This is a genomic window from Chryseobacterium sp. CH25 (assembly GCF_004119455.1).
GTDB lineage: Bacteria > Bacteroidota > Bacteroidia > Flavobacteriales > Weeksellaceae > Chryseobacterium.
In genome coordinates, this window is sequence record NZ_NRQT01000010.1 from 1 (window position 1) to 21,660 (window position 21,660).

The window sequence follows — 21,660 nt, forward strand, 5'->3', positions numbered from 1 at the left end:
GAGTGATGGGAAATAAAGAGACTATATAATATATAAGTAGAAGGATTATTATGAAAGATTCTAGAATAGATTATAAAAATGATTAAAGGGAAGTTTTTTTATTTTCCCACAGATGGCACAGATTTACACAGATGAATATAGATGAGATGAATAGAAATGGTTGATGCCAGGAGATTACCACCCTGTCAAAAATTCTTTGAATTTTTGACACCCCTCCAGAGGAGGGGAATGATGGAGGTCGTTCCTTAGGGATAATTGTTAATACTATTAATTAACTCCACCTTATTACCTATTACCTATTACCTATTACTCATTGCTCATCATTTATAAATCTGGTCCTCTACCCTAGCCCCGATAGGAACGGTTACCCCGCAACAGAGTGCTTGCAAGTTTGAGGGTTGGAGCGGTGGGGAGCAAAGGCGTGAGGAGTATGAGTGGATAGCGGGATAAAGCTCCTGAAAAAATGCTCTTGCCCTCTGCTATATAAGATATTCTTCTGCCTGATTCATCTGTTCAACTATGATAATAGATGCAATAGTCATAAAAATCGGGGTACATTTTTTTGATTGCTTACATTTGTATTACATTCTTACTATATTAGGGATGAAATGAATTCATATATGACAGACAGAAAATATAAAGAAACGGTTCATACAGATGCTAACCACTACGAATATACTACAGTAACCCACGATAAGAATAACGTAAGAAGCTACACATTGAAGAACGGTCTGAAGGTTTTCCTTGCTCAAAACTTTGATGCCCCAAGGATTCAGACTTTTATTCCGGTAAGAACTGGCAGTAATAATGATCCTGCAGATAATACCGGACTTGCTCATTATCTTGAGCACATGATGTTTAAAGGAACTTCTAAAATAGGAACTCAGAATTGGGAAAAAGAAAAGGACCTTCTGGACCAGATCTCTGCACTGTATGAAAAGCATAAAGCAGAACAGGATCCTGAAAAGAAAAAAGACATCTATAAAAAGATTGACGAAGTATCTCAGGAAGCAAGCCAGTATGCGATTGCCAATGAGTATGACAAAGCTATTTCTTCATTAGGTGCTACGGGAACCAATGCCCATACCTGGTTTGATGAAACAGTGTATAAAAACAATGTTCCGAATAATGAACTGGAAAAGTGGCTGAAAATAGAAAAGGAAAGATTTTCTGAGATTGTTCTGCGTCTTTTTCATACGGAACTGGAGTCTGTATATGAGGAATTCAACAGGGCTCAGGATAATGATTCGAGACTGGTGAACTATGAATTGATGTCCGCGCTTTTCCCGACCCATCCTAACGGGCAGCAAACTACACTGGGCAGGCCTGAGCATTTGAAAACCCCTTCTATGAAGGCTATTCATAAGTATTTTGATGAATACTATGTTCCAAATAACTATGCTATGGTATTGGTTGGGGATTTTGATTTTGAAGCGACTATTCAATTAGTAGACCAGTATTTTGGTACTCTTCCTTATAGAGAGCTTCCTAAAAAAACTCCTATTATTGAGCAGCCTATTACAGAAATTGTTGAGAGAACGGTGAAAAGTCCTACTACTCCACGTGTTCAATTGGCCTGGAGAACGGATAGTTATGGAACAAGGGAAGCAATGCTTGCTGATATTGTTGTGAATATTCTGAGTAACAGAGGTGAGGCCGGTTTATTGGATCTTCATATCAACCAGACCCAAAAAATGCTTTGGGCACAGGCTTTCTCCGTAGGATTAAAGCAATATGGCTATTTTTCTATTGTTGCGGTTCCGAAAGAAACTCAAACCCTGCAAGAGGCAACAGCTATGGTTCTGGAAGAAATTGAGCTTATTAAAAAAGGTGATTTCCCAGATTGGATGCTTCCTGCCATTATTAATGACTTCAAACTTCAGAGAATGAAAGGTCTTGAAACTGCGGAAGGCCTTGCCACTACTCTATACGATATCTATATAAAAGGAAGAAGCTGGGAACAGGAACTGAATGAGATGGATGAATATGCAAGCTTCACCAAGGAAGATATTATCCGTTTCGCTAATGATTTCTTTAAGAATAATTATGTTGTTATTAATAAAGAAAAAGGCATTAATGATAAGTTACTAAGAGTGGATAATCCAGGAATTACACCTGTCAAGATTAACCGTGATGCACAATCTGAGTTTTTAAAGGAAATCTTATCCGATAAAACAGAAGATATTAAACCTGAATTCATTGATTATCAAAAGGAAATCGCAACTGATGAGATCAAAGGAAAGAAATTAAGTTTTGTAAAGAATAAATACAATGATATTGCCCAGGTTCATTTTATTTTCCCTTTTGGAAGTGATAATGACCGTGAACTGGGAATTTCCACTCAACTGCTTCAGTATTTAGGTACCGATGAGCTTTCTCCTGAGGATCTGAAAAAGGAATTTTTCAAAATCGGAGTCAGCAATGATTTTAAAACAACCAATAATCAGTTGCTGATTTCACTAAGTGGTTTAGAGGAGAATATTGAAAAGGGAATTGCCCTTCTACAGCAATGGATGTACCGTGTACAGCCAAATCAGGAAATCTACAATCAATTTGTAGGAACTGTGCTGGAAAACCGTCAGGCTGTTAAAAAGGATAAAAACCGTATCATGACAGCACTTACTACTTATACAAAACTAGGAAATACTTCCCGTTTTACAGATGTTATCACTAAGGAAGAGCTTGAAAGCAGCCAAGCAGAGGTATTCACTGACAGAATGAAAAAGCTGTTCAAATATCCTTACCAGATTTTCTTTTATGGAAAAGATTTTGAAGCCTTCAAAGGATATATTGGTGAATATACTGAAACGGAAAGCCTTCAGATTCCTGAGCCGAAACAATATCCTGAACCAGCTACCGGCGGAAATGTATACTTTATCAATTATGACATGGTTCAGATGGAGATGAGCAAGGTTGGAAAGGGAAATATGGTGAATCCGGCTTATTTTGGAAAGGTTAATGTTTTTAATGAATATTTTGGAAGAGGATTGTCTTCTATTGTTTTTCAGGAGATTCGTGAGAGCAAAAGTTTAGCCTATTCTGCATATGTTTCTTATGCAGCCAGTGCAGAGCTGAATCATCCTGATTATATTACCACTTATATCGGAACACAACCAGATAAGCTGATGATTGCAGTAGACACTATGAACGAACTGATGAGTGAACTTCCTGAGGTTACCATTCAGTTTGAAAATGCCAGAAATGCAGCATTAAAGCAGATTGCATCCACCAGAGTAACCCGAAACAATATATTTTTCAATACTTTGAGGTTAAAGAAGCTTGGAATTGACCATGATTTCAGAAAAGATATTTTTGAACAGATCCAGGCATTGAAGTTTGAAGACATCAGACAGTTTTATCAGTCGGAAATTCAATCTGTGAACTTTAATACAGCCATTATCGGTAAAAAGGAAAACCTGGATATGGAAGCTGTAAGTAAAATGGGAACATTTACTGAAGTAAGTCTGCAAGATATTTTCGGACACTAAAATAAAAAAGCCGCTCAATAATGATTTTGAGCGGCTTTTTAATTCTATAAGTGATGCTTGATTTGCTTATGTCATCATACAGTCTCCATCTCCATCCTGTAACTGAGGATTGAAATTCTTTGGAAGACTTAGCAGTAGTTCTTTACGGAAAAGGTAGTCCCGTTTGAAATCCTTCTCATAGATGCTGGATAATAATGCAGATTCTTTTATTTTCTGATTCAGTGTTTCATTGTAAACAGTCATCATTTTTATTCTGTTTTGAATGATGAAAATATTTAAAAACTGAATAAACCTTTTTAGGTCTGAACTTTCAGTTGAAAAAACATAAGGAACTCTAAGATGTCCATCCCGTAAAAGCAATAGTGATGCAGTCTCCAGATTCCCCTGTTCATTATAAATTTTAACCCACTTATATTTAAACACCTCAGCATAGCTGGAAAAGAAATAGTTTTCATCTCTTTTTCTACCTTCCAGAATCCAGGGATTTTCTATAAAATAGCTGATTTCATCTGCAGTTCGCTGGCTATTAAATGAGGAAACAAGGTTTTTGATATCAACATCCATTTTATCCAAAACTTCAAATCTGAAATCCGGTTTCCCTGTCCTGATATTCTTTATTCCGATCAGGGCATTCGCTGTACTATCTACAAGGTGTAAAAGAGGGGTAAATGTTTTTATCCATTCTTTTTTCCGGAAAAACAGTTGCTGTATCTGCTCTGAAATAATACCGTTTTCCATTTTTAGGAAAAATGTTCTCTACGCTTCCTATATGATTAAAAAAGATCTCAGCTTCTTTTGTAAATTCTGCCATGATAACCTTATTATCATATTCATCCAAAGCTTTTTGCAGAAGGGCTTTAGCAACTTTTTTACCTCTGAATTCATCGCTTACATACAATGTACTCAGCCAGGCAAATCTTATTTTGGTTCCTTCAATATCAAAATAATCGGGAAGACATCCCATATATCCGGCCAATCTTCCTTCATAGAAAGCAAGAATTAAAAGCGTCTGCTCACTAGTAGCTTTTGGATTATGGATATGGGAAAGGGCACGATGTTCTGTGATAGGAAGAAAATCATACTGTTTAAATTCACCGGATGATACAAATTTTTCCAGTTCCTGTTTATTGAATATCTTCAGCTGTATCATTTTCTCACAATCGTATTTTTATTCATCAGCTTTTTCAGTCTGAAATAAGCGATTTCTTTTTTCAGTATTCTTTCTGCACTTTCACCCATTTCCATTGGAATTCTCTGAAAATTCTTTTTTACACTGTCCAGCTTAATTCCTGCGGCTCCGAAGCTGCAGTATATTTCTTTATTTTTAAAAAGCTCTTCAAAGAAATCATTTTTCACCCCAAAATCCGTGAAAGGAAATGCAAAAGTGTCATACAGGAAACCATTTTCCTTTAAATAAGCGAAAGTTTTATGGATAGATTCCATCTGCTGTTCTAAAGACAAAGCTCCAAATTTCGGATGATCCCAACTGTGAGATGATATGCCAAAACCTCTGCTGGTAAGATTTCTCAATTGTTCAGTGCTCAAATAAGGTTTATGCTCCTGTAAATAAGATTGAAAATCAACGTTAAGCTTTTCAGCCAGTACATCCAGAATATCTTTTTTCTGATAGGTAATTTTCAGAATTTCCTTTTTCAATGTTTCTTTTGCCGCTTGGCTATCGAGAGAAAGAATACGATAGATTTCAGGGTCTATAGATTTTTCTATTTTCAGATCCTCTATAAGCAAACTAGCTTTGCATCTGAACATGATCTCTTTATTATCAATAAAAGCCGGATTTATAAAATTGCAGGCATAGATTCCTTTACGCTCCAGAATTGGGGCAACAATATCATAAAACTCTCTGAAACCATCATCAAAAGTAAGCAGAGCTATCTTTTTTTTAGGTTTGAAACTCCCGGAAGTAAAATCTTTAAATTCCTGCCAGTTTACCCACTGAAAATGTTTTGAAAAACAGTCTATATCCTCTTCAAACTGCCTGATATTCTTATACTGGATCACATGCTTGATATGCGGAAGATTTTCATCAGAAACACAATGATAAACAGGTAAACAGTAGTCCAGCGGAAAAGATTTTCCGAATTGAACTGTTTCAAAAGCAGTAAATAGATTAATGAGCTGATCCTTCATCCTAAAAATAAAAAGAATCTATTCAAAATAGATTTGAATAGATTCTTTAAAGGTATAACTTTTAAAATTATTTTATCACTTTCATTTCATCAACAAGCCATTTAGCATCTGCAAATTTCTCAACGACGAAAAGGATATATTTTGTATCTACCATGATGTTTCTGCTGAAACGTGGATCGTAGTTAATATCACTCATCGTTCCTTCCCACTGTCTGTCGAAGTTAAGACCTATCAGGTTTCCGTTCGCATCAAGAGCCGGGCTTCCAGAGTTACCACCTGTTGTGTGGTTAGTAGCTGTAAATCCTACAGGCACATCTCCAGTTTTATCTTTATAGATTCCGAAATCTTTCTTGTTGTAAAGTTCAATCAGTTTCTTAGGAACATCAAATTCATAATCTCCAGGAATATATTTCTCCATTACTCCGGCAAGGTGAGTCTGGTATCCATAAGAAACAGCATCTCTTGGAGCGGAACCTTTAACTTTACCATACGTTACACGAAGTGTCGAGTTAGCATCCGGGAAGAATTTTCTGTCTTTGTCTGTCTCCATCTGCTGAGCCATAAACTTCTTCTGCAATGCATCAATTTTTGCCTGAAGAGAAGAGTATTGTGGATCTGCTGCTTTCATATAAGTCTCTTTCATAGAAACGTAAAGCTGGTAGATAGGATCTTTTTTCAAAGTTTTAATCAACTTGTCCTGATTAGAGAATGCTTTATCAATATCTGCAGTCAGTGTTCCTCCGTTTACAGCTGTTCTTCCTGTAATAATAGAGTTTTTAGACATATCTTCAACAACAGGGATGTTTGCATTTTCATCCTTATATTTATTGAATCCTGCCGGTAAAAACTGTGGAGCAGTTTTGTTGGTATATAAAGCCAGTAATTTTGCTGTTACTTTAGCATCTAGTTCTGCGCTATAGTCTTTATAGAAAGAAGTAAGTTTTGTTTTCAGTTTCGTAAGCTCCTTCTCATCCATTCTTCCAGCTTCTACAGCAGCTACAAAATCATAATAATCTCCTGCAAGCTTCAAAGTCTCAGCATTTCTTACTACTTCTGTGTAATATGCATTGTTCAGTGCATAAGGAGCCTGCTCGTTGTAAAGCTTATTCAGCTGATCTAAAGTGGTTTTTACTTCAGGATTTTTAGAAACTAAAGATCCTTCATACATTACTTTTTTCTCAACAGCATTGGATTTCTTCAATCCTTCTACTTCACCAATCCATTTTTTCCAGTAATTGGCTACTGATGCATATTTGGAAGCATATTTAATACGTGTTTCGTTATCTACACGCATCTTTTCATCTAATGTTTTTAAAGCAACGTCACGTACAGCAATTCTTGCAGGATCAATTTCATTCATGATCTTTTCTACTGCTACTGCCGGAAGATATTCTGTAGTTCTTCCCGGGAATCCGAATACAAATGTGAAATCGTTCTCATTCTTATCTTTGATGGAAACCGGTAAATAGTGTTTCGGAGTATAAGGAACGTTATCTTTTGAATATTCTGCAGGTTTGTTATCTTTATCTGCATAGATTCTGAACATTGAGAAGTCTCCGGTATGTCTAGGCCAAACCCAGTTGTCTGTATCACTTCCGAATTTCCCGATGCTTTGAGGGGGTGCTCCTACAAGACGGATATCTTTATAAGTTTCAATCGTGTAAGCATAATACTTGTTTCCATAGTACATTGGCTTTATCATGATTGATTGGAAAGATTCAATTTTCTGAGAGTTTTTATAAACCTCAATATTGTTGTTGATCTTTTTAGTAAGTTCAGGTTCTGTAAGATGATCGGTTCCTTCTAAAATCTGGAAACTAACATCTTTTATATCTACGATAAAATCTACTTTTACTCCCGGATTTGGAAGTTCACCGTTCATATTCTTAGCCCAGAAACCGTTTGAAAGAAGGTCATTCTGAACTGTAGAATGTGCCTGAATCTGGCCAAACCCACAGTGGTGGTTAGTCAGTAACAATCCCTTTGGAGAGATGATTTCTGCAGTACATCCGCCGTTAAACTGCACCACAGCATCCTTTATGCTCGGTTTCTGAGGATTGAAAATATCTTTTGCAGAGATTTTCATTCCCAAATCCTTCATTTCCTTTTCATTCAGTTCTGTAGGAATCCACATTCCACCATATTGTTGTGCAAATGCCATTGCAGCAGGCAAAAGAAATACGGATAAAAGTATCTTTTTTGTCATAATCAAAATTTTGCCCGAATTTACGAAGAAAAATAGGAATAGTCCTCATAAAACGAGGGTAAAAATATCAATGGTGAATTTTGCTTCGCAAATGAATGGTGAATTCAACGTCTACAAAAAATTGACAAGCGAAACGAATTGACCATTCACTATTGACTTCTCTCTTTCTCTCCCACTCTCAAACCCTCTTACACTCTCTCCATCCTCTTGGCTCAGTTTTTGATTAAAATCTGTCAGTTTAAAAACATACTTAAATTAATTATTACGATGAAAAACAAAACACTTATCCTTGGAATTGGAGCGGCTTTATTTCTTGCTTCTTGTTCTAAAAAAGAGACTGTAGATTCCAAAACTTCTGCAACAGATTCTGCGGCAACTGTTCAGTCAACGGCAGCAGACAGTACAGCTCATACAACAACCAGTGCACAGGGAGATACCTCTGAAAATGCTTTGGATTGGAACGGTACTTATGAAGCAACAGTTCCATGTGCAGATTGCCCGGGAATCAAGACTTCTTTAACTTTGAACACGGATAAAACATTCAGCATTACTGAAGAATATCTTGAAAGAAAGTCAAAGAATGAAGATAAAGGTACTTTTACATGGGATGCAACAGGAAGTGTTATCACTTTAAAAGGGAAAACAGCAAACTACAAATATAAAGTGGGTGAAAATATGCTGATCCAACTGGATATGGAAGGAAAAGAGATTGACGGACCTAACAAGGATTTGTATATATTCAAGAAAAAATAAAAATAAAGGCTTCGGCCTTTATTTTTTTGCTTTATTCTAAAACTGATAAGCTATAATTGTTGAATCTTCCACCAGATCTTTTATTAATCCTTCATGATGGGTATTCTTGCCTGTCAGCCTCCATGTAGCGGTAATATTTCCCTGTGTATATTGCTGTTTGATTAAAACATACTTCAAACGATGTTTTTTAAAGAGTTCTTCGCAATGTTTCAGATCTGCTGAATTTGTTACCCCGACTTTATATTCTCGAATCTTGTTATAATTATCTATAAAGCTTTGCAGATAGGTTAATGCACTAAGAATAATAAGCACTAAAGCTGTTCCCAGAAGGGAAAAGTACACATACCCTGAACCTACCGCCATTCCTATTGAGGCTGTTGCCCAAATGGTAGTAGCTGTAGTGATACCTTCAATCTTATTTTCTCCTTTAAATATTACTCCGGCTCCCAAAAAACCGATTCCGGTGATAATATTGGCTGCCAGACGATCAGGATTGGCAACCCCTATTTTGATGGAAAGGATCGTAAACAGACAGGCTCCGAAGCAAACCAGAATAAAAGTACGTAAGCCTGCAGATTTGTTGCGGTATTCCCGTTCAGCACCAATCAGTAATCCGAGGACTACGGAAATAAAGATCAGTAATAACTCATTCTTAACCACATAATGGTCCTGTAGAAATTCCATTTTCAAGATTTAATGATAGAATAAATTTACAATAAAAAGTTTTACGGAACTATTTTTGATGCCCAGACTTTGTCTACTGTTACTAAAAAACAGATGTAACAGAAAACTTTTGTAATATTACACTTTCAAATGGAAAAGTAAATCTTACATCTATTTTTTCAAACGGTAAATGAGCGTACGAAGTTTGATAGAAATTAATCATCGGAGAAGTGCTCATTCTAAATAATTATAGTAAATAATACAACAAACAATACATTATGGACAAAGAAATTTCTCACTTCTGGCTGGGGTATTTTAAGAATGAAGAAGAATTTTATGCTTTTGTAGAAGAGGATGAAAATTATTATCTGGAAGAAGAAAATGACAATCAGTATGTTTCAAAATTTGCAGAGTCTCAGGACATCAAATGGTTTGATGATGACTTTATAGAATATGGTTTTGAAGATGAAAGATTAGGGCTGGTTGAAAAATTCTCGGAATATTCTTATGCAGACGAATGGCTTCCTATTCTTGAACAAAAGCTTAATGAACTGAGCCTGGATACTCCGGTAAACGCTATTGTTTTTGCCAGCAGATTTGTAATTCCTAATCCTGTTTCTGTGGATGGAGAGGAAAACAAGCTGTATTATATTGGTGAGATTGAGTTTGACGTTTAAATAGCATCATAAAAATTTAAAAAACCTGGCTGTATATTTCTATTATGGCCAGGTTTCTTATTTAAAATAAAAACTTTTTCTCGAATTAATACATCATAGCCATTGCAAAAAAGGTGATTGACAGGGAATTGTTTTTCTAATTAAAAAGCAATACCTTTCCGCTCGTTCATGAATATATATTCCTCCTTAAAAATAGGTGATTACCATACTAATCATTGTGAAGATCATCTTATTATCAAAAAAATAAATTCCAATAAAACAATATGTGCTGTAATGGATGGTTGCTCTACTGCTATGGAAAGTCATTTTGCTTCTACATTAGTGAGTAAAATCTTGCGTAAAATTATCATCGAAACAGGTTATAAAGAATGGTATAAAAAAGATGTTCAATATAGCCTTGATGAGCAGCTTAAAGCAATTATAAAAGGATTGTTTAACGAAATAACATTCCTAAAAAAACATCTGATGCTGGATGAGAAAGAGCTACTAACCACCCTTATTATCTTACTTTATGATGCTTATGAAAACAAAGGAGTTATTTTATCTCTTGGTGACGGGGTTATTTGTATCAATGGAAGAATTACAGAGTTTGACAGGGATAATAAACCAGACTATTTCGCTTATCACCTTAATGCAAATTTTGAAGATTGGTATCTTTCTCAAACTCAAAAGATATTTTTTGAACATTTAGATGATATTTCAATTGCCACTGATGGAATTCTCAGTTTTGCCAAAGTGAAGAAAACTGGTTCTGAAAGTATAAACTGCGTTGAATACCTGATGACAGCTCCTCAAAATGATACTTCTGAAGAAATGCTCAGCAAAAAAATAAAAATACTTGAGCATCAATATGGAATGAAGCCAACAGATGATTTAGCGATTATCAGACTTATTAAAAATAATCTTCACCATTAAAAAATAAAAACTTCCGCCCGTAAGCGGAAGTTTTGTTTATTATTCAAGTAAGTTTAATCTATTAATGGGCTTCCAGCCAGTTATCTCCTACTCCGATTTCCACCAATAACGGAACCTGCGTTTTCAGGGCATTTTCCATTTCAGTTTTAATGAGTTTTGAAGCAGCATCAATTTCATCTGCCGGAGCTTCAAATACCAATTCGTCATGTACCTGAAGTAACATTTTTGTTTTTAACTGCTGTTCTTCCAGTTCACGGTCTATTTTAATCATAGCGATTTTCACGATATCAGCTGCACTTCCCTGTACCGGAGCATTTACCGCGTTTCTTTCTGCGTGACCTCTTACTACGAAATTATTGGAATTAATATCTTTTAAGTGGCGCTTTCTTCCCAGAATGGTTTCAACATATCCCATCTGGCGGGCTTTGTTCACCTGTTCTGCCATATATTCCTTCAGTTTCGGATAGGTTTCAAAATAGGCTTCAATCATCTGTTTAGCTTCTGAACGGGATAATCCGGTTTGTTCAGCTAAAGCAAAAGCCCCTTGTCCATAAATTATTCCGAAGTTTACCGTTTTAGCCTGACTTCTCTGGGTTTTTGAAACCTCAGCCAAAGGAACTTTAAAGAGTTTTGCCGCAGTGGATGCGTGAATATCTTCACCGTCCTGGAATGCTTTAATCATATTGTCTTCTCCTGAAATTTCAGCGATCAGACGAAGTTCAATCTGTGAATAATCGGCAGAAATAATCTTCTTTCCTTCTCCGGAAACAAAGGCTCCACGAATCTGCTGTCCTCTCAATGTTCTGATCGGAATATTCTGCAGGTTCGGGTTCACACTTGCCAGACGTCCTGTAGCCGCTGTAGTTTGAGAGAAATTGGTGTGTACTCTGTTATCTAATTTATCAATCTGTGATGGCAATGCATCTACATAGGTTGATTTTAATTTCTGATAGGTTCTATATTCCAGAATATGTTTGATGATCTCGTGCTTTGAAGCCAGCTTTTGAAGGACGTCTTCCGAGGTAGCATACTGTCCTGTCTTGGTCTTTTTGGCTTTCGGATCAAGCTGCATTTTTTCAAACAGAATTTCCCCTAACTGTTTAGGTGAATTCATATTGAATTCTTCTTCTGAAAGTTCAAAAATTGTTTTTTCTAAGTCTCTCAGGTCATTTTCAAGATCAACGCTTTCCTGTGCCAGCCATTTTTCATCTAAAGAAATTCCGGTAAGTTCCATTTTCGCCAGAACTTCCATCAGCGGCATTTCAATATTGAAAAAAGCTCTTCCAGATTCTCCTTTTTCAGCTGTGGAGCAAAGAGTTCATACAACTGGAACGTTACGTCTGCATCTTCCGCAGCATAATCGGTCTGGGTTCTAAGGTCTGCATCCCTGAATGTTCCCTGTTTTTTCCCTTTCTTTCCAATAATGGTTTCAATGGAAACGGGTTTATAATTCAGGTATACCTCAGAAAGATAGTCCATTCCGTGTCTTCCGTCAGGATTCAGCAGGTAATGGGCAATCATGGTATCGAACATCGCTCCTTTTACGGTGATGTCGTATTGCTTTAATATTTTATAATCGAATTTTAGATTGTGAGCGATTTTCAGCAGATCTTCTTTCTCAAAAAACGGTCTGAAGATCTCAAGCGTTTGCAATACTTCTTCTCTGTTTTCAGATAAAGGGATATAATAGGCTAATCCTTTTTTATAGGAGAAACTCATCCCTACCAACTCTGCTTCCAGCTCATTCAAAGAAGTGGTTTCTGTATCAAAACAAACTGCACTCTGCTTCAGTAGATTGTCTACCAGTTTTTTCTGAGCTTTTGGATTGTCTATGAACTGATACAAATGATCGTTATGTTCAATGGATGATTTTGTAGAAGTTGCCTGATCCAGCTCTTCAAAATTGGCAAAAAGATCAAGCTGCATGGCCTGTCCTTTTACTTCTGTTCCTGCCGGAGCGGCCTGTTTCACTTCCACTTCACTTACTACGGCAGTTTCTGTAGCTGCCGGAGCAAATGCTCTGTAAAGGTTTTCGTATAATCTTCTGAATTCAATTTCTTCAAAGACTTCTTTTACTTTTTCAAAATCCGGGGTTTCAAGATCATATTGTTCCTGATGAAACTCAACAGGAGCATCACAAATAATAGTCGCTAGTTTTTTTGATAGAATTCCGCGTTCTGCAGAGGCTTCTACTTTTTCTTTCAGCTTTCCTTTCAGCTTATCGGTATTCGCCAATAGGTTTTCGATGCTTCCGAATTCTTTAAGGAATTTCATAGCAGTTTTCTCTCCTACTCCTTCCAATCCCGGGATATTATCTACAGCATCTCCCATCATAGCCAGATAATCAATAACCTGTTTAGGATCTTCAATCTCATATTTGGCTTTCACTTCATCTACCCCCAGAATTTCTATATCTCCGCCTTTTAATCCCGGTTTATATATCTTGATTTTATCTGTAACCAGCTGTGCAAAATCTTTATCCGGTGTTACCATGAACGTGGTATAACCTTCTTTTTCTGCTTTGCAGGCAATGGTACCAATCACATCATCTGCTTCATACCCTTCAACCCCAAGTATCGGAATATGCATTCCTTCCAGAATCCTGTGAATGTATGGAACAGCAATTTTAATGGCTTCAGGAGTTTCACTTCTGTTAGCTTTATAGTCTGCGAAATCATCGGTTCTTACGCTTGCTCTTCCTACATCAAAAACAACAGCCAAATGCGTTGGTTTTTCTCTTCGGATCAATTCGATCAAAGAGTTGGTAAAGCCAAAAATGGCAGAAGTGTCTAACCCTGTACTGGTTAGTCTCGGATTTCTGATCAGTGCGTAATATCCTCTGAAAATCATCGCATAAGCATCGATGAGAAACAGCCTTTTATCTTGTGTTGCGTCCATATTATCTATAATGAACAAATATAAGAAAATAGGAAGATAAGTTGCTAGTTTTGGGGATGGGATTCGGGGTGCGGGTTACGAGATGTGGGTTACGGGGTGCGAGGTGTGGAAATTCACTATTGGCTTGTGGTGTAATAATGACTTTTCCCTTTTAGATACTGGTTTTACAGGGATTATGTATCGTTTTCAGTAGTTTGATAAAAAACAGAACAGTACACTCTGTGAGCATACTGTTCCATTAGTTTTTTTAAGTTTTGTTGTGCCGGATTATTTACCAGCAGATGGCCAAAGACCTGCGTACTGAGAAGTACCGTAGTCGATAGTTTCAGCACTAATTACGAAGCTGATCAGCATACTGTTGCTGTCAATTGCATCGAAGTCTACTTCGTGTTGGATAACGTATCCGTTTTCCCATTTCAAAGTGATTAGAGTTCCTTCTTCGTGAGATTTGTTGAAAACAATTTCTCCTACTGTTGGCTTATATTTTCCGTTCAATAAGCTTTCAAGGATGTCTGATTTTTCAGTAGCTTCTACTGTAACTTTAATTAATGCGTTAGAAGGGTCTGATGCTACACGTCCTGATACGTCTGTTGATCTTGATACACTGTAGTTCAGTTTTAATAATTTCTGACCTTCTCCGTTGTTGAATTTTAAGATTCCTCTTGAGTTTCTTTCTGCCATGATTGTAAATTTTAATCGTTAATAATATTTGTGATTCAATAATTATAGGACAAAGATAAAGGCCCTCAAGTTGAAAAAAAAGCTTTTGAATGGAAATCTGAAAAATTGTAGTAGTTCTACGATTTTATGTAGTAATTCTACGACAATGGAGTTAAAACATCCCACAACATACTATTAATAAATATTTTAACTATAATTTAAAAACAATAATAAAATATTAATTATTACACACTAAAGAGAAATATTATATTACAAAACTCTCTTCATGACCTTTTAAAAATCATCAAAACCTTATCATTTATTTACTGGATTTATTAATTTGTCATGATTCATATGGTCAATATTATTTTGCACTTGATGTCCATTGGAATACCAATATATGTTCTGAAATTTATTTTTCCTCTTCATTGGTGAGAATTGCAATTCTTTTTGAGCTTTTTTCAGAAACCTTCTCAATTCGGTTCCTTTGTCTTCATCATATCGACTTCTGTACTCTACATCATGCAGATCAATATTCTGTTTATTTTTCAGACAAATTTTGAAATATATTTTTGAATTCCGTAATTGTGGGCTTTTTGTTTCATAATCATATGAATAGAATCCAATAATATCAGTCTTAAGGTATTTTACATATCTGTTATTATTCTTTTTCAGATAAAGATAATGGTCATCAAACCAGATGGTCATTTTTACAGAAATCGCCTTCAGGATTAAATAGCAGCTTCCGAAATACAACAGGGTAAAAATCGTCATCAGAGAAACACTGAAATCAAATAAAAAATAATACAGGGTTCCATATAAAGCCATTGTTGGAATGATAACCAATAATGTCCAGCCTGCATGAAATGGCAGAACATTTTTTAATATGAATTCTCTTCTTCCCATTCCTATATGTTAAGCTCCAAAACATACTCCATAATACACAAGAAATCCGCCCATCAGAAAAAATAGTTTGAATCCTGCTTTTATTTTGCCTGCATTATGGATTACAAATTTTACAGGGTTCTTATCCAAATTCTGTACGTTATGTGTCTGATGAAATCTAATGAGTATGTTATCTAAAATCACTTCTGTAAATAACAAAACAAAGAAACTGTAGAAGAACAGGGAAATAATTCCCAGACCAATACTAAAAAGCTGTTTTTCGTAGACCAAAATTCCGCGATCAACTTTAGCAGCATATAATAAAAAACAAATGGAAGCAACAATAAGAAATAGAAAACCGGCAATAATTCCCAATCCCGTAATACGTAAAGCTTTGTTTTTAGGATACAGTACCGGCAACCTGAAAAGCAGCCACCCAAATGAAACCATAAACGCAATGTACAATATAACTTTCATGTTATTAGCTAATTCTTTTATCTATGATCAATGTAATATAAAAAAGCCTGTCATTAAAAGGGTCATTATTACACCTGCAATTCCCAGAATAAATAAAATGGCCTGCAACGGTTTCATTTTGTTGATGATTGATTGAATAGATTATTGTAATTCTTCTTGCTGTTTAGGATAATGAATTTATTTTTTTTGATATTGCTCCAGGGAATCCAGGATTTTTAAATTCCTTTCACTGTATGGGTTACCCATTTTGCGTACTTCTTTCCTTAAGAGTCTGTCTTTTAGATCATTTTTCTCATCAAAATAAGCAATTCCTAATAAGTTGACAATTTTTGTTTGATCATCAGTACTCTATCCCCATCTCTCTAAATATTATATTTATGTCCTGAGAAATTGTTACAATAAGTTTAATAAATAACCTTAATCTACAGGAGTGCCGGCAACTAAACTACTTCCGTTAGGTTCCGCCGCTAAATCAGCAGCCATACCTTGTGCTATATCGACCCTTGCTGCTTCGGAAAACATAGTCCCAATAAATGGAATAAGAAATAATATTCCTTGTTTATAGCTGGAATTTACATTGTTCAAACTGGATTTTGTATTTTCTGTCATTAAATTCTTTCCATCATCTACCATACTTGGATTCATACGTCCACTATTATAATGGGTAGAGGCATTTTTCCATTCAGGATATTTACCACTGTTCAGTTCAGCTAATAATTGTTGAGCTAAGGGATTAGCTCTTAATTGCTGACGATTAAGACCATCTAAATTTTCAAGTTGTTGTAGTAATGCTTTATTGCTATTATGAATTCGTGTTGTTGTAATTACAGTTGTAATTTTCCCCATAACACTCTTCTTTTTATATGAAGAGATTTTATACCAAGGCCCTTCCTTTTTCACTTCAATAATATCACCAAAATCCTGTACAAGATCATCAGGCTTTGAAGGTTTACCCCACAAAGTATTTCCGTCTATATCCTGTTCTTCAATTTTACCTGTTTTATTATCTGTAACATTCTCTTTATGGTTATTCATTTGGTCGTATGTCGTATTATCTTTCACATCTCCCAAATTTTCATTTATTCCTCTTATCATTCCTCTAAATCCAAAATTAAGAATACTAAAAGCTCCATATCCCGCAATAAATCTGCCACCAGCTAGCCAAACTCTGCCACCAATAGAAGCGGCCCCCCAACCAGAAAAAGAAGCAGGTAAATAATATCCAGCTCCAGCAGAAGCAACAATATTTATTCCTAATTCAAATCCGTTTTTAATAGCTATAGAGCTTGCGGCATCTTCTGCTGCTGCCTTATCAAAAAAAGGTGTCAGAATTCCACTATTACCACACTTTAATATTGATGATCTTGTAATAGCTGAAGATCCATTAATTTTAACACTATTATGAGCTAAAAACCAATTACCACCCTTTAAGGGATCAGTACATTTATGAGTAACAATTGCTATGGTAACACCAATAGCAACAACTGCAATTGCACCCGCAATCACCCAACCAATTGGCCCAGTAGCAAACAAAACAAGCCCAGCTCCAAATGCTAATAAAGAGCCTATCATATTGGCAGGAGATTTACACTTAAATTCTTCCATTAGGTTCTTATCATCAACTGTTAAAACCGGCTGGTCTGCATTCTGATAAAAAACACTTGGCTTTTCCCTGCTGTAAGAGAATTTCTGTGGAGAAGGACTTAATTGATAAGTACAAACTGCATAAACTTTATCTTGTGGAATAAACGAAACTGACATAACATAGAAATTAAAATTAAACTAATAAATAAGCTTACCAATCGTCTCTATACATACAAAACTAAAACAATACTTATAATAACATAAGCAAAGCAAATTACAATTGGAAATGCTTTTACATAAAAATCTTTACTTGAAGCTTTTTTTAAAAACTGTCCAAAAAAAACTTCAATATTAGGCTTCATATTCATATCTGGTGACAAAAAGTATCTTGTCCCTGATTGTGTAGTAACTCTTAACATAAAAGCCTTTCTTGAGTTATAATTATAAATATTATAAGTTGTATTATCTGGTAAATGAACTTCATTTCCTTTATCATCTTTCAAATAAAAATTATTCTCAGATTTTATAAAAGAAATTTTTTGCATGGTACTTTTCATTACAATAATTAAAAAACCAAAAACTATACTTAGTACAGCAATGATTAACTGTGTTTGATTCACAGTATATTTAATATCTAAAGTTTTAATTAATAATATTGCTATAGGAAATAAAATAAATATTGTGATTAATGTTGCCCAAAAAGTATATTTACTATTAAAGGTTGATAATGTTACTTCATTTTTACTCATGCTTTTATATAAAATAAATTAATGTTTATATGGTGTTAAAAATTCTTTCTATATTTTAATATAGTTACTATTCTCTTTGCTATCCATAGTTTTCAAAGAAGATCTTAAATATATTAGAGTTCTACTTTTTTAATTTTATATTCTGTAATCACCTCAAAATTATTTTTAACTTTTTCAGCTATTGATGCTTTTGCATCTGTAACAAAATTAAAACTCTTATCTATTGTATAAGTTATGCGATATACGAAATCAAATTCTGTATAACTGTAATTAATAGAAGGTTTATATATTTTATCATACATTTCCTTGAGACCCTCTTCAGATAATCCTTTTCTATTTAATGTTCCTACAAGACGATAAGTAACAAAATTATCATCCTCAGTAACAACAGATCTAACAACATCTGTTGTTAAATCTACATTTGGAAATAACTGAGAAAATTGATTTAATTCATAATCCTTTAAATTACCTCCTTGATATGCTCTGAAGAAAATGTGAAAAAACAAATTTTTATCCATAGTTCTACATAAACTCTTTATTTCCATAAACTCTTTATTTCCAGTTATAATAATATCTTCAGCCTGTTTTGGAGCTTGTGAAGAAAGCTGTTTATAAACATCATCATTAGCCAAACTAAAATCACGAAATTTAATCCACTTTTTCTCTATTTCATCATGGTTAAAGATTTTATTCATGAAACCTGTTTCCGAGATATTAAAAGTTATTGGAAATCTTAATTTCTCTAATTTTTGAGCAAATAAAAACCCTTTTTCATATATAATAGGATCTACAGTGAAATTAAAGTCTGTTAAAGCAACATTAAACACATCTGTATAATCCATTTTCTGGACTAAAAACTCAGAATAAGTACTAGCTGAAAGAGTAATTGTCTCATTATTTACTCTGCTAATATTTAGTTGTTCACAACGATATCTTACATTTTGATTAAAATTCAATTCTTCAGGGTTATCCGTTTTATTAATAGCTTCTTTATACGTAATTGGGTTGATAACTAAATATTCTAACTGAATAGGTAGTTTATCTGAAATTATCATGCTTGCAAAACCACAGTGAGAATTATGAAAGGACTTCAGATCCTCTATTGAAATTTCATATTTTCCAGCAATTGATTCTAATGTATCTCCCTTATTTATTTTATATTTTATAAATTTCATTTAATTAATTTCTACTTTTGTTGCAGTGATGGAAATATTGCTTGGATTGGCTGATATATTAGTCAAAGAGCATCCTGTATCACTTGAATTATCAATCGTTACACTTGAAGAGCCACTTACGGTAACATTACTACTTTGTAGTTTTATACTTTCACTTGTTATTTCTATATAACTATTTCCTACTTTCAGTGTTACTTTTTGAGCTCCATTTAAATCAATAACACCATCTTTGCCCATTGTTAATACACTTTGCCCCTCTCCTACATCTGTAGTATGTTTACAGCCCACATTTGTAGTATTATTATTTTTAACATGTTTTGTATTGTCATTTCCTACAGTGACCGTCTTGTTATTATTAGCATTAGTCTCAGCATTTCCAGACCCGTCAAAGAACATATGAGCGCCACCTTGATCTTTAAGGTTCATAGACCCGGCTCCGTTGTCGTATTTCAATTCAGCACCACTTCTCCCGCTAAAACTCATCACATTATTCCCCGCTCCACCACCGGCACCAATCCCCCCATGGAACATTCCCCCCATTACAAACGGGCGGTCTGGATGCTGATGTACAAAGTTGATGATGACCTGATCTCCTACTTCAGGAATAGACATGAATCCACGGTTTTTACTTACTTTATCGCTGCTTCCGGCATCTGGAGACATCACACGGATAAATTCTGTAATATCCGGTCCACTTTGCCAGTCAAACTGAACCTGAACCCTTCCCTGATTTTGAGGATCTGTATTGGATACTACTTTTGCAAACTGAGCTTCTGCTCTTGGGGTTTCAAATTCCGGACGTGGAATAAAGCCTGTATCTGCAGCAATAGCTTCAAATTTACCATCATAATATCCTCTGGCATCTACCTCATGGGTAACTTCGATAATCATCAGTTTGGTGAAATAAGAGGTCTCACTACTTTCCGATTTACGCATTTCAATATCTGCAGTACATCCCGGATATAAAAAAGGAACAGTGGTAGTTCCCGAAGTGATAAAAACTTCTGAAGCCTTACTTCCGGCAGTTCCTTTTTGAGAAGCATCAATATCCATAAAAGATGTAGCTTTTATAGGAGCTACTCTTAAAGATGGTGTAGTAAATGTTTTTTCTGATATTTCGTAGGCACGCCTTGCAATATCTGAGGTATGGCTGATCTTTGAGCTTCCCCCTTTCATTTTCTCATTCTTGCTGCTGTTGTAGCCATAGAAGGAAGGACTTACGTGCTGAGCTTTCATTTTGATTGCAATATCACTTACACTGCTTCCATACGTAAGTTTTACTGGTTTTTCCTGAGGCGGAAGTTTTCCAAAATGCAATACTTCACCATCATAATAAAACTGTTCACCATAAGCTTCTGCCATTCTCGCCAAATAATTATAGTGTGTTTCTTCATATTGTGAGCTGTAGGAAACATTTCCATGCTGGGCATCTACTCTGAAATCAAATTTATTCTGTCCCAACCCTTCACTGATAACGTGATAAGCAATACTGTTCAAGCTGATTGGCTGACTTCCTCCAAAACTCTGAATGTGAGGTGCAGCATCCAAAAGTACTGTAGGGCTGTATCCTTTAAGAACAATATTTCCAAGGCTTCCTTTTTCCTGGCTGAAACCTACTTCGGTAACTACTCCCACAAAATTACGTTCTGCCCCTTGTAAAATATCTTTATATTTGAAAACTACAGTTATTCTTTTTCCAAGGAAATTCTGTGTTTCCTGAAGATTATGGTTTTCAGCACTTCCCAATGTGTCATGAGCCAATGTAAGGCTAAATTCATGATGTTTAGCAGCACTCTGTACCAACTTAAAATGTTTAAAATGCTTGATGATTTGCCCTTCAATAACTACATCCAGTTTTACCACACGGTTAATTCCGGCGATAATACTTTGAGGTATGGCTTCAGCATTATGTATTTTTGAGGTAGGCTGCTTGGCCCACACTTTATTTTCAATAATAGAGGGATTGTTCGGAACAAAAGTTTGGTTCATAAACATATTCGCTCCCTGTACAGTGCTCATGCCCTGTTGTCCTACTTCTACGGCTTTCTTCACTTTACTGCCCGTTTTACTCAACTTTTCTTCTGCTTTCTTAGCAACATTTTCTTTTACATTTTTCAACTGCTCTTTGCTGCCTTTCATATCAGTTTTTGGGCTATCTACTTTAATTGTCTTGTCATCCTGAAACATAGTGTTTGTGTTTAAGTTAAAAATTAAATAAACTGCTGATTATTCAGCAACAGAATCAAAAAATATAAGGTTATATCTACAAAATAGGCTTGTTAAAAGCTTTATTCATAAAATTAAGATGTCCTTATGAAAAAACAGGACAGCATACTCTTTCGAGCGCACTGTCCTGTACCAATTTTATTTTTACTAAGATGA

General features: G+C 35.2%; 18 protein-coding genes. 4 read left to right on the plus strand and 14 right to left on the minus strand.

The genetic code is table 11. From position 1 onward, the window contains the following. The first annotated feature begins 620 nt into the window (after nt 1–620). A complete protein-coding gene (locus tag BOQ64_RS18760; RefSeq protein ID WP_129059083.1) occupies nt 621–3,488 on the plus strand; it encodes a M16 family metallopeptidase in 2,868 nt (955 codons plus the stop codon). A 66-nt stretch (nt 3,489–3,554) separates the two neighbouring features. On the opposite strand, the gene BOQ64_RS24180 is transcribed toward BOQ64_RS18760, so the two are convergent. The 4 genes from BOQ64_RS24180 to BOQ64_RS18775 all read right to left on the minus strand — a co-directional run bounded on the left by BOQ64_RS24180 (nt 3,555) and on the right by BOQ64_RS18775 (nt 7,842). Further along, nucleotides 3,555–4,226, minus strand: coding sequence for a hypothetical protein (locus tag BOQ64_RS24180; protein ID WP_228448473.1), 672 nt, complete (start codon nt 4,224–4,226; stop codon nt 3,555–3,557). Then, the gene (locus BOQ64_RS24185; protein WP_228448475.1) at nt 4,129–4,638 is read right to left on the minus strand and encodes a GNAT family N-acetyltransferase; all 510 of its coding nucleotides are present in this window, start codon (nt 4,636–4,638) and stop codon (nt 4,129–4,131) included. Before BOQ64_RS24185 ends, BOQ64_RS24180 begins: the two co-directional genes overlap by 98 nt. Continuing rightward, nucleotides 4,635–5,636 (minus strand): polysaccharide deacetylase family protein, encoded by a 1,002-nt coding sequence (locus BOQ64_RS18770; RefSeq protein WP_129059082.1) that lies wholly within the window; start codon nt 5,634–5,636, stop codon nt 4,635–4,637. Before BOQ64_RS18770 ends, BOQ64_RS24185 begins: the two co-directional genes overlap by 4 nt. Before the next feature lie 67 nt (nt 5,637–5,703). After that, nucleotides 5,704–7,842 carry a S46 family peptidase gene (locus BOQ64_RS18775; protein ID WP_129059081.1) on the minus strand — a complete coding sequence of 713 codons (2,139 nt, stop codon included), beginning with the start codon at nt 7,840–7,842 and terminating at the stop codon, nt 5,704–5,706. A gap of 267 nt (nt 7,843–8,109) precedes the next feature. On the opposite strand from BOQ64_RS18775, the gene BOQ64_RS18780 reads away from it, so the two are divergent. Continuing rightward, nucleotides 8,110–8,595: a copper resistance protein NlpE gene (locus tag BOQ64_RS18780; protein WP_129059080.1), complete on the plus strand. Its 486-nt coding sequence runs from the start codon at nt 8,110–8,112 to the stop codon at nt 8,593–8,595. A 36-nt stretch (nt 8,596–8,631) separates the two neighbouring features. Here the strand turns inward: BOQ64_RS18780 and BOQ64_RS18785 are convergent, their stop codons facing one another. After that, nucleotides 8,632–9,279, minus strand: coding sequence for an MgtC/SapB family protein (locus BOQ64_RS18785; RefSeq protein ID WP_129059079.1), 648 nt, complete (start codon nt 9,277–9,279; stop codon nt 8,632–8,634). A gap of 257 nt (nt 9,280–9,536) precedes the next feature. Between BOQ64_RS18785 and BOQ64_RS18790 the strand changes: the two genes are divergently transcribed. Next, nucleotides 9,537–9,935, plus strand: coding sequence for an immunity 22 family protein (locus tag BOQ64_RS18790; RefSeq protein ID WP_129059078.1), 399 nt, complete (start codon nt 9,537–9,539; stop codon nt 9,933–9,935). Between the two features lie 168 nt (nt 9,936–10,103). Further along, entirely contained in the window at nt 10,104–10,850 is a 747-nt protein-coding gene (locus BOQ64_RS18795; RefSeq protein ID WP_129059077.1) for a protein phosphatase 2C domain-containing protein, read from the plus strand. Nucleotides 10,851–10,911: 61 nt separating this feature from the next. Here BOQ64_RS18795 and BOQ64_RS24935 read toward each other — a convergent pair whose 3' ends face one another. The 9 genes from BOQ64_RS24935 to BOQ64_RS18835 all read right to left on the minus strand — a co-directional run bounded on the left by BOQ64_RS24935 (nt 10,912) and on the right by BOQ64_RS18835 (nt 21,465). Next, entirely contained in the window at nt 10,912–12,102 is a 1,191-nt protein-coding gene (locus BOQ64_RS24935) for a DNA polymerase (protein WP_410494485.1), read from the minus strand. Continuing rightward, entirely contained in the window at nt 12,102–13,748 is a 1,647-nt protein-coding gene (locus BOQ64_RS24940; RefSeq protein WP_410494484.1) for a 5'-3' exonuclease H3TH domain-containing protein, read from the minus strand. Before BOQ64_RS24940 ends, BOQ64_RS24935 begins: the two co-directional genes overlap by 1 nt. 267 nt (nt 13,749–14,015) lie before the next feature. Then, nucleotides 14,016–14,429, minus strand: a complete 414-nt coding sequence (gene tssD, locus BOQ64_RS18805) for a type VI secretion system tube protein TssD (RefSeq protein WP_068939439.1) — start codon at nt 14,427–14,429, stop codon at nt 14,016–14,018. A gap of 294 nt (nt 14,430–14,723) precedes the next feature. Further along, entirely contained in the window at nt 14,724–15,314 is a 591-nt protein-coding gene (locus tag BOQ64_RS18810; protein ID WP_129059076.1) for a hypothetical protein, read from the minus strand. A 9-nt stretch (nt 15,315–15,323) separates the two neighbouring features. Then, nucleotides 15,324–15,770, minus strand: a complete 447-nt coding sequence (locus tag BOQ64_RS18815; RefSeq protein ID WP_129059075.1) for a hypothetical protein — start codon at nt 15,768–15,770, stop codon at nt 15,324–15,326. A gap of 417 nt (nt 15,771–16,187) precedes the next feature. Beyond that, the gene (locus BOQ64_RS18820) at nt 16,188–17,531 is read right to left on the minus strand and encodes a hypothetical protein (protein WP_129059074.1); all 1,344 of its coding nucleotides are present in this window, start codon (nt 17,529–17,531) and stop codon (nt 16,188–16,190) included. A 47-nt stretch (nt 17,532–17,578) separates the two neighbouring features. Further along, nucleotides 17,579–18,103 carry a hypothetical protein gene (locus BOQ64_RS18825; protein WP_129059073.1) on the minus strand — a complete coding sequence of 175 codons (525 nt, stop codon included), beginning with the start codon at nt 18,101–18,103 and terminating at the stop codon, nt 17,579–17,581. A gap of 113 nt (nt 18,104–18,216) precedes the next feature. Next, entirely contained in the window at nt 18,217–19,278 is a 1,062-nt protein-coding gene (locus tag BOQ64_RS18830; RefSeq protein WP_129059072.1) for a LysM peptidoglycan-binding domain-containing protein, read from the minus strand. Continuing rightward, on the minus strand, nt 19,279–21,465 hold the full coding sequence (locus tag BOQ64_RS18835; protein WP_129059071.1) for a type VI secretion system Vgr family protein: 2,187 nt from the start codon (nt 21,463–21,465) through the stop codon (nt 19,279–19,281). Nucleotides 21,466–21,660: the final 195 nt, after the last annotated feature.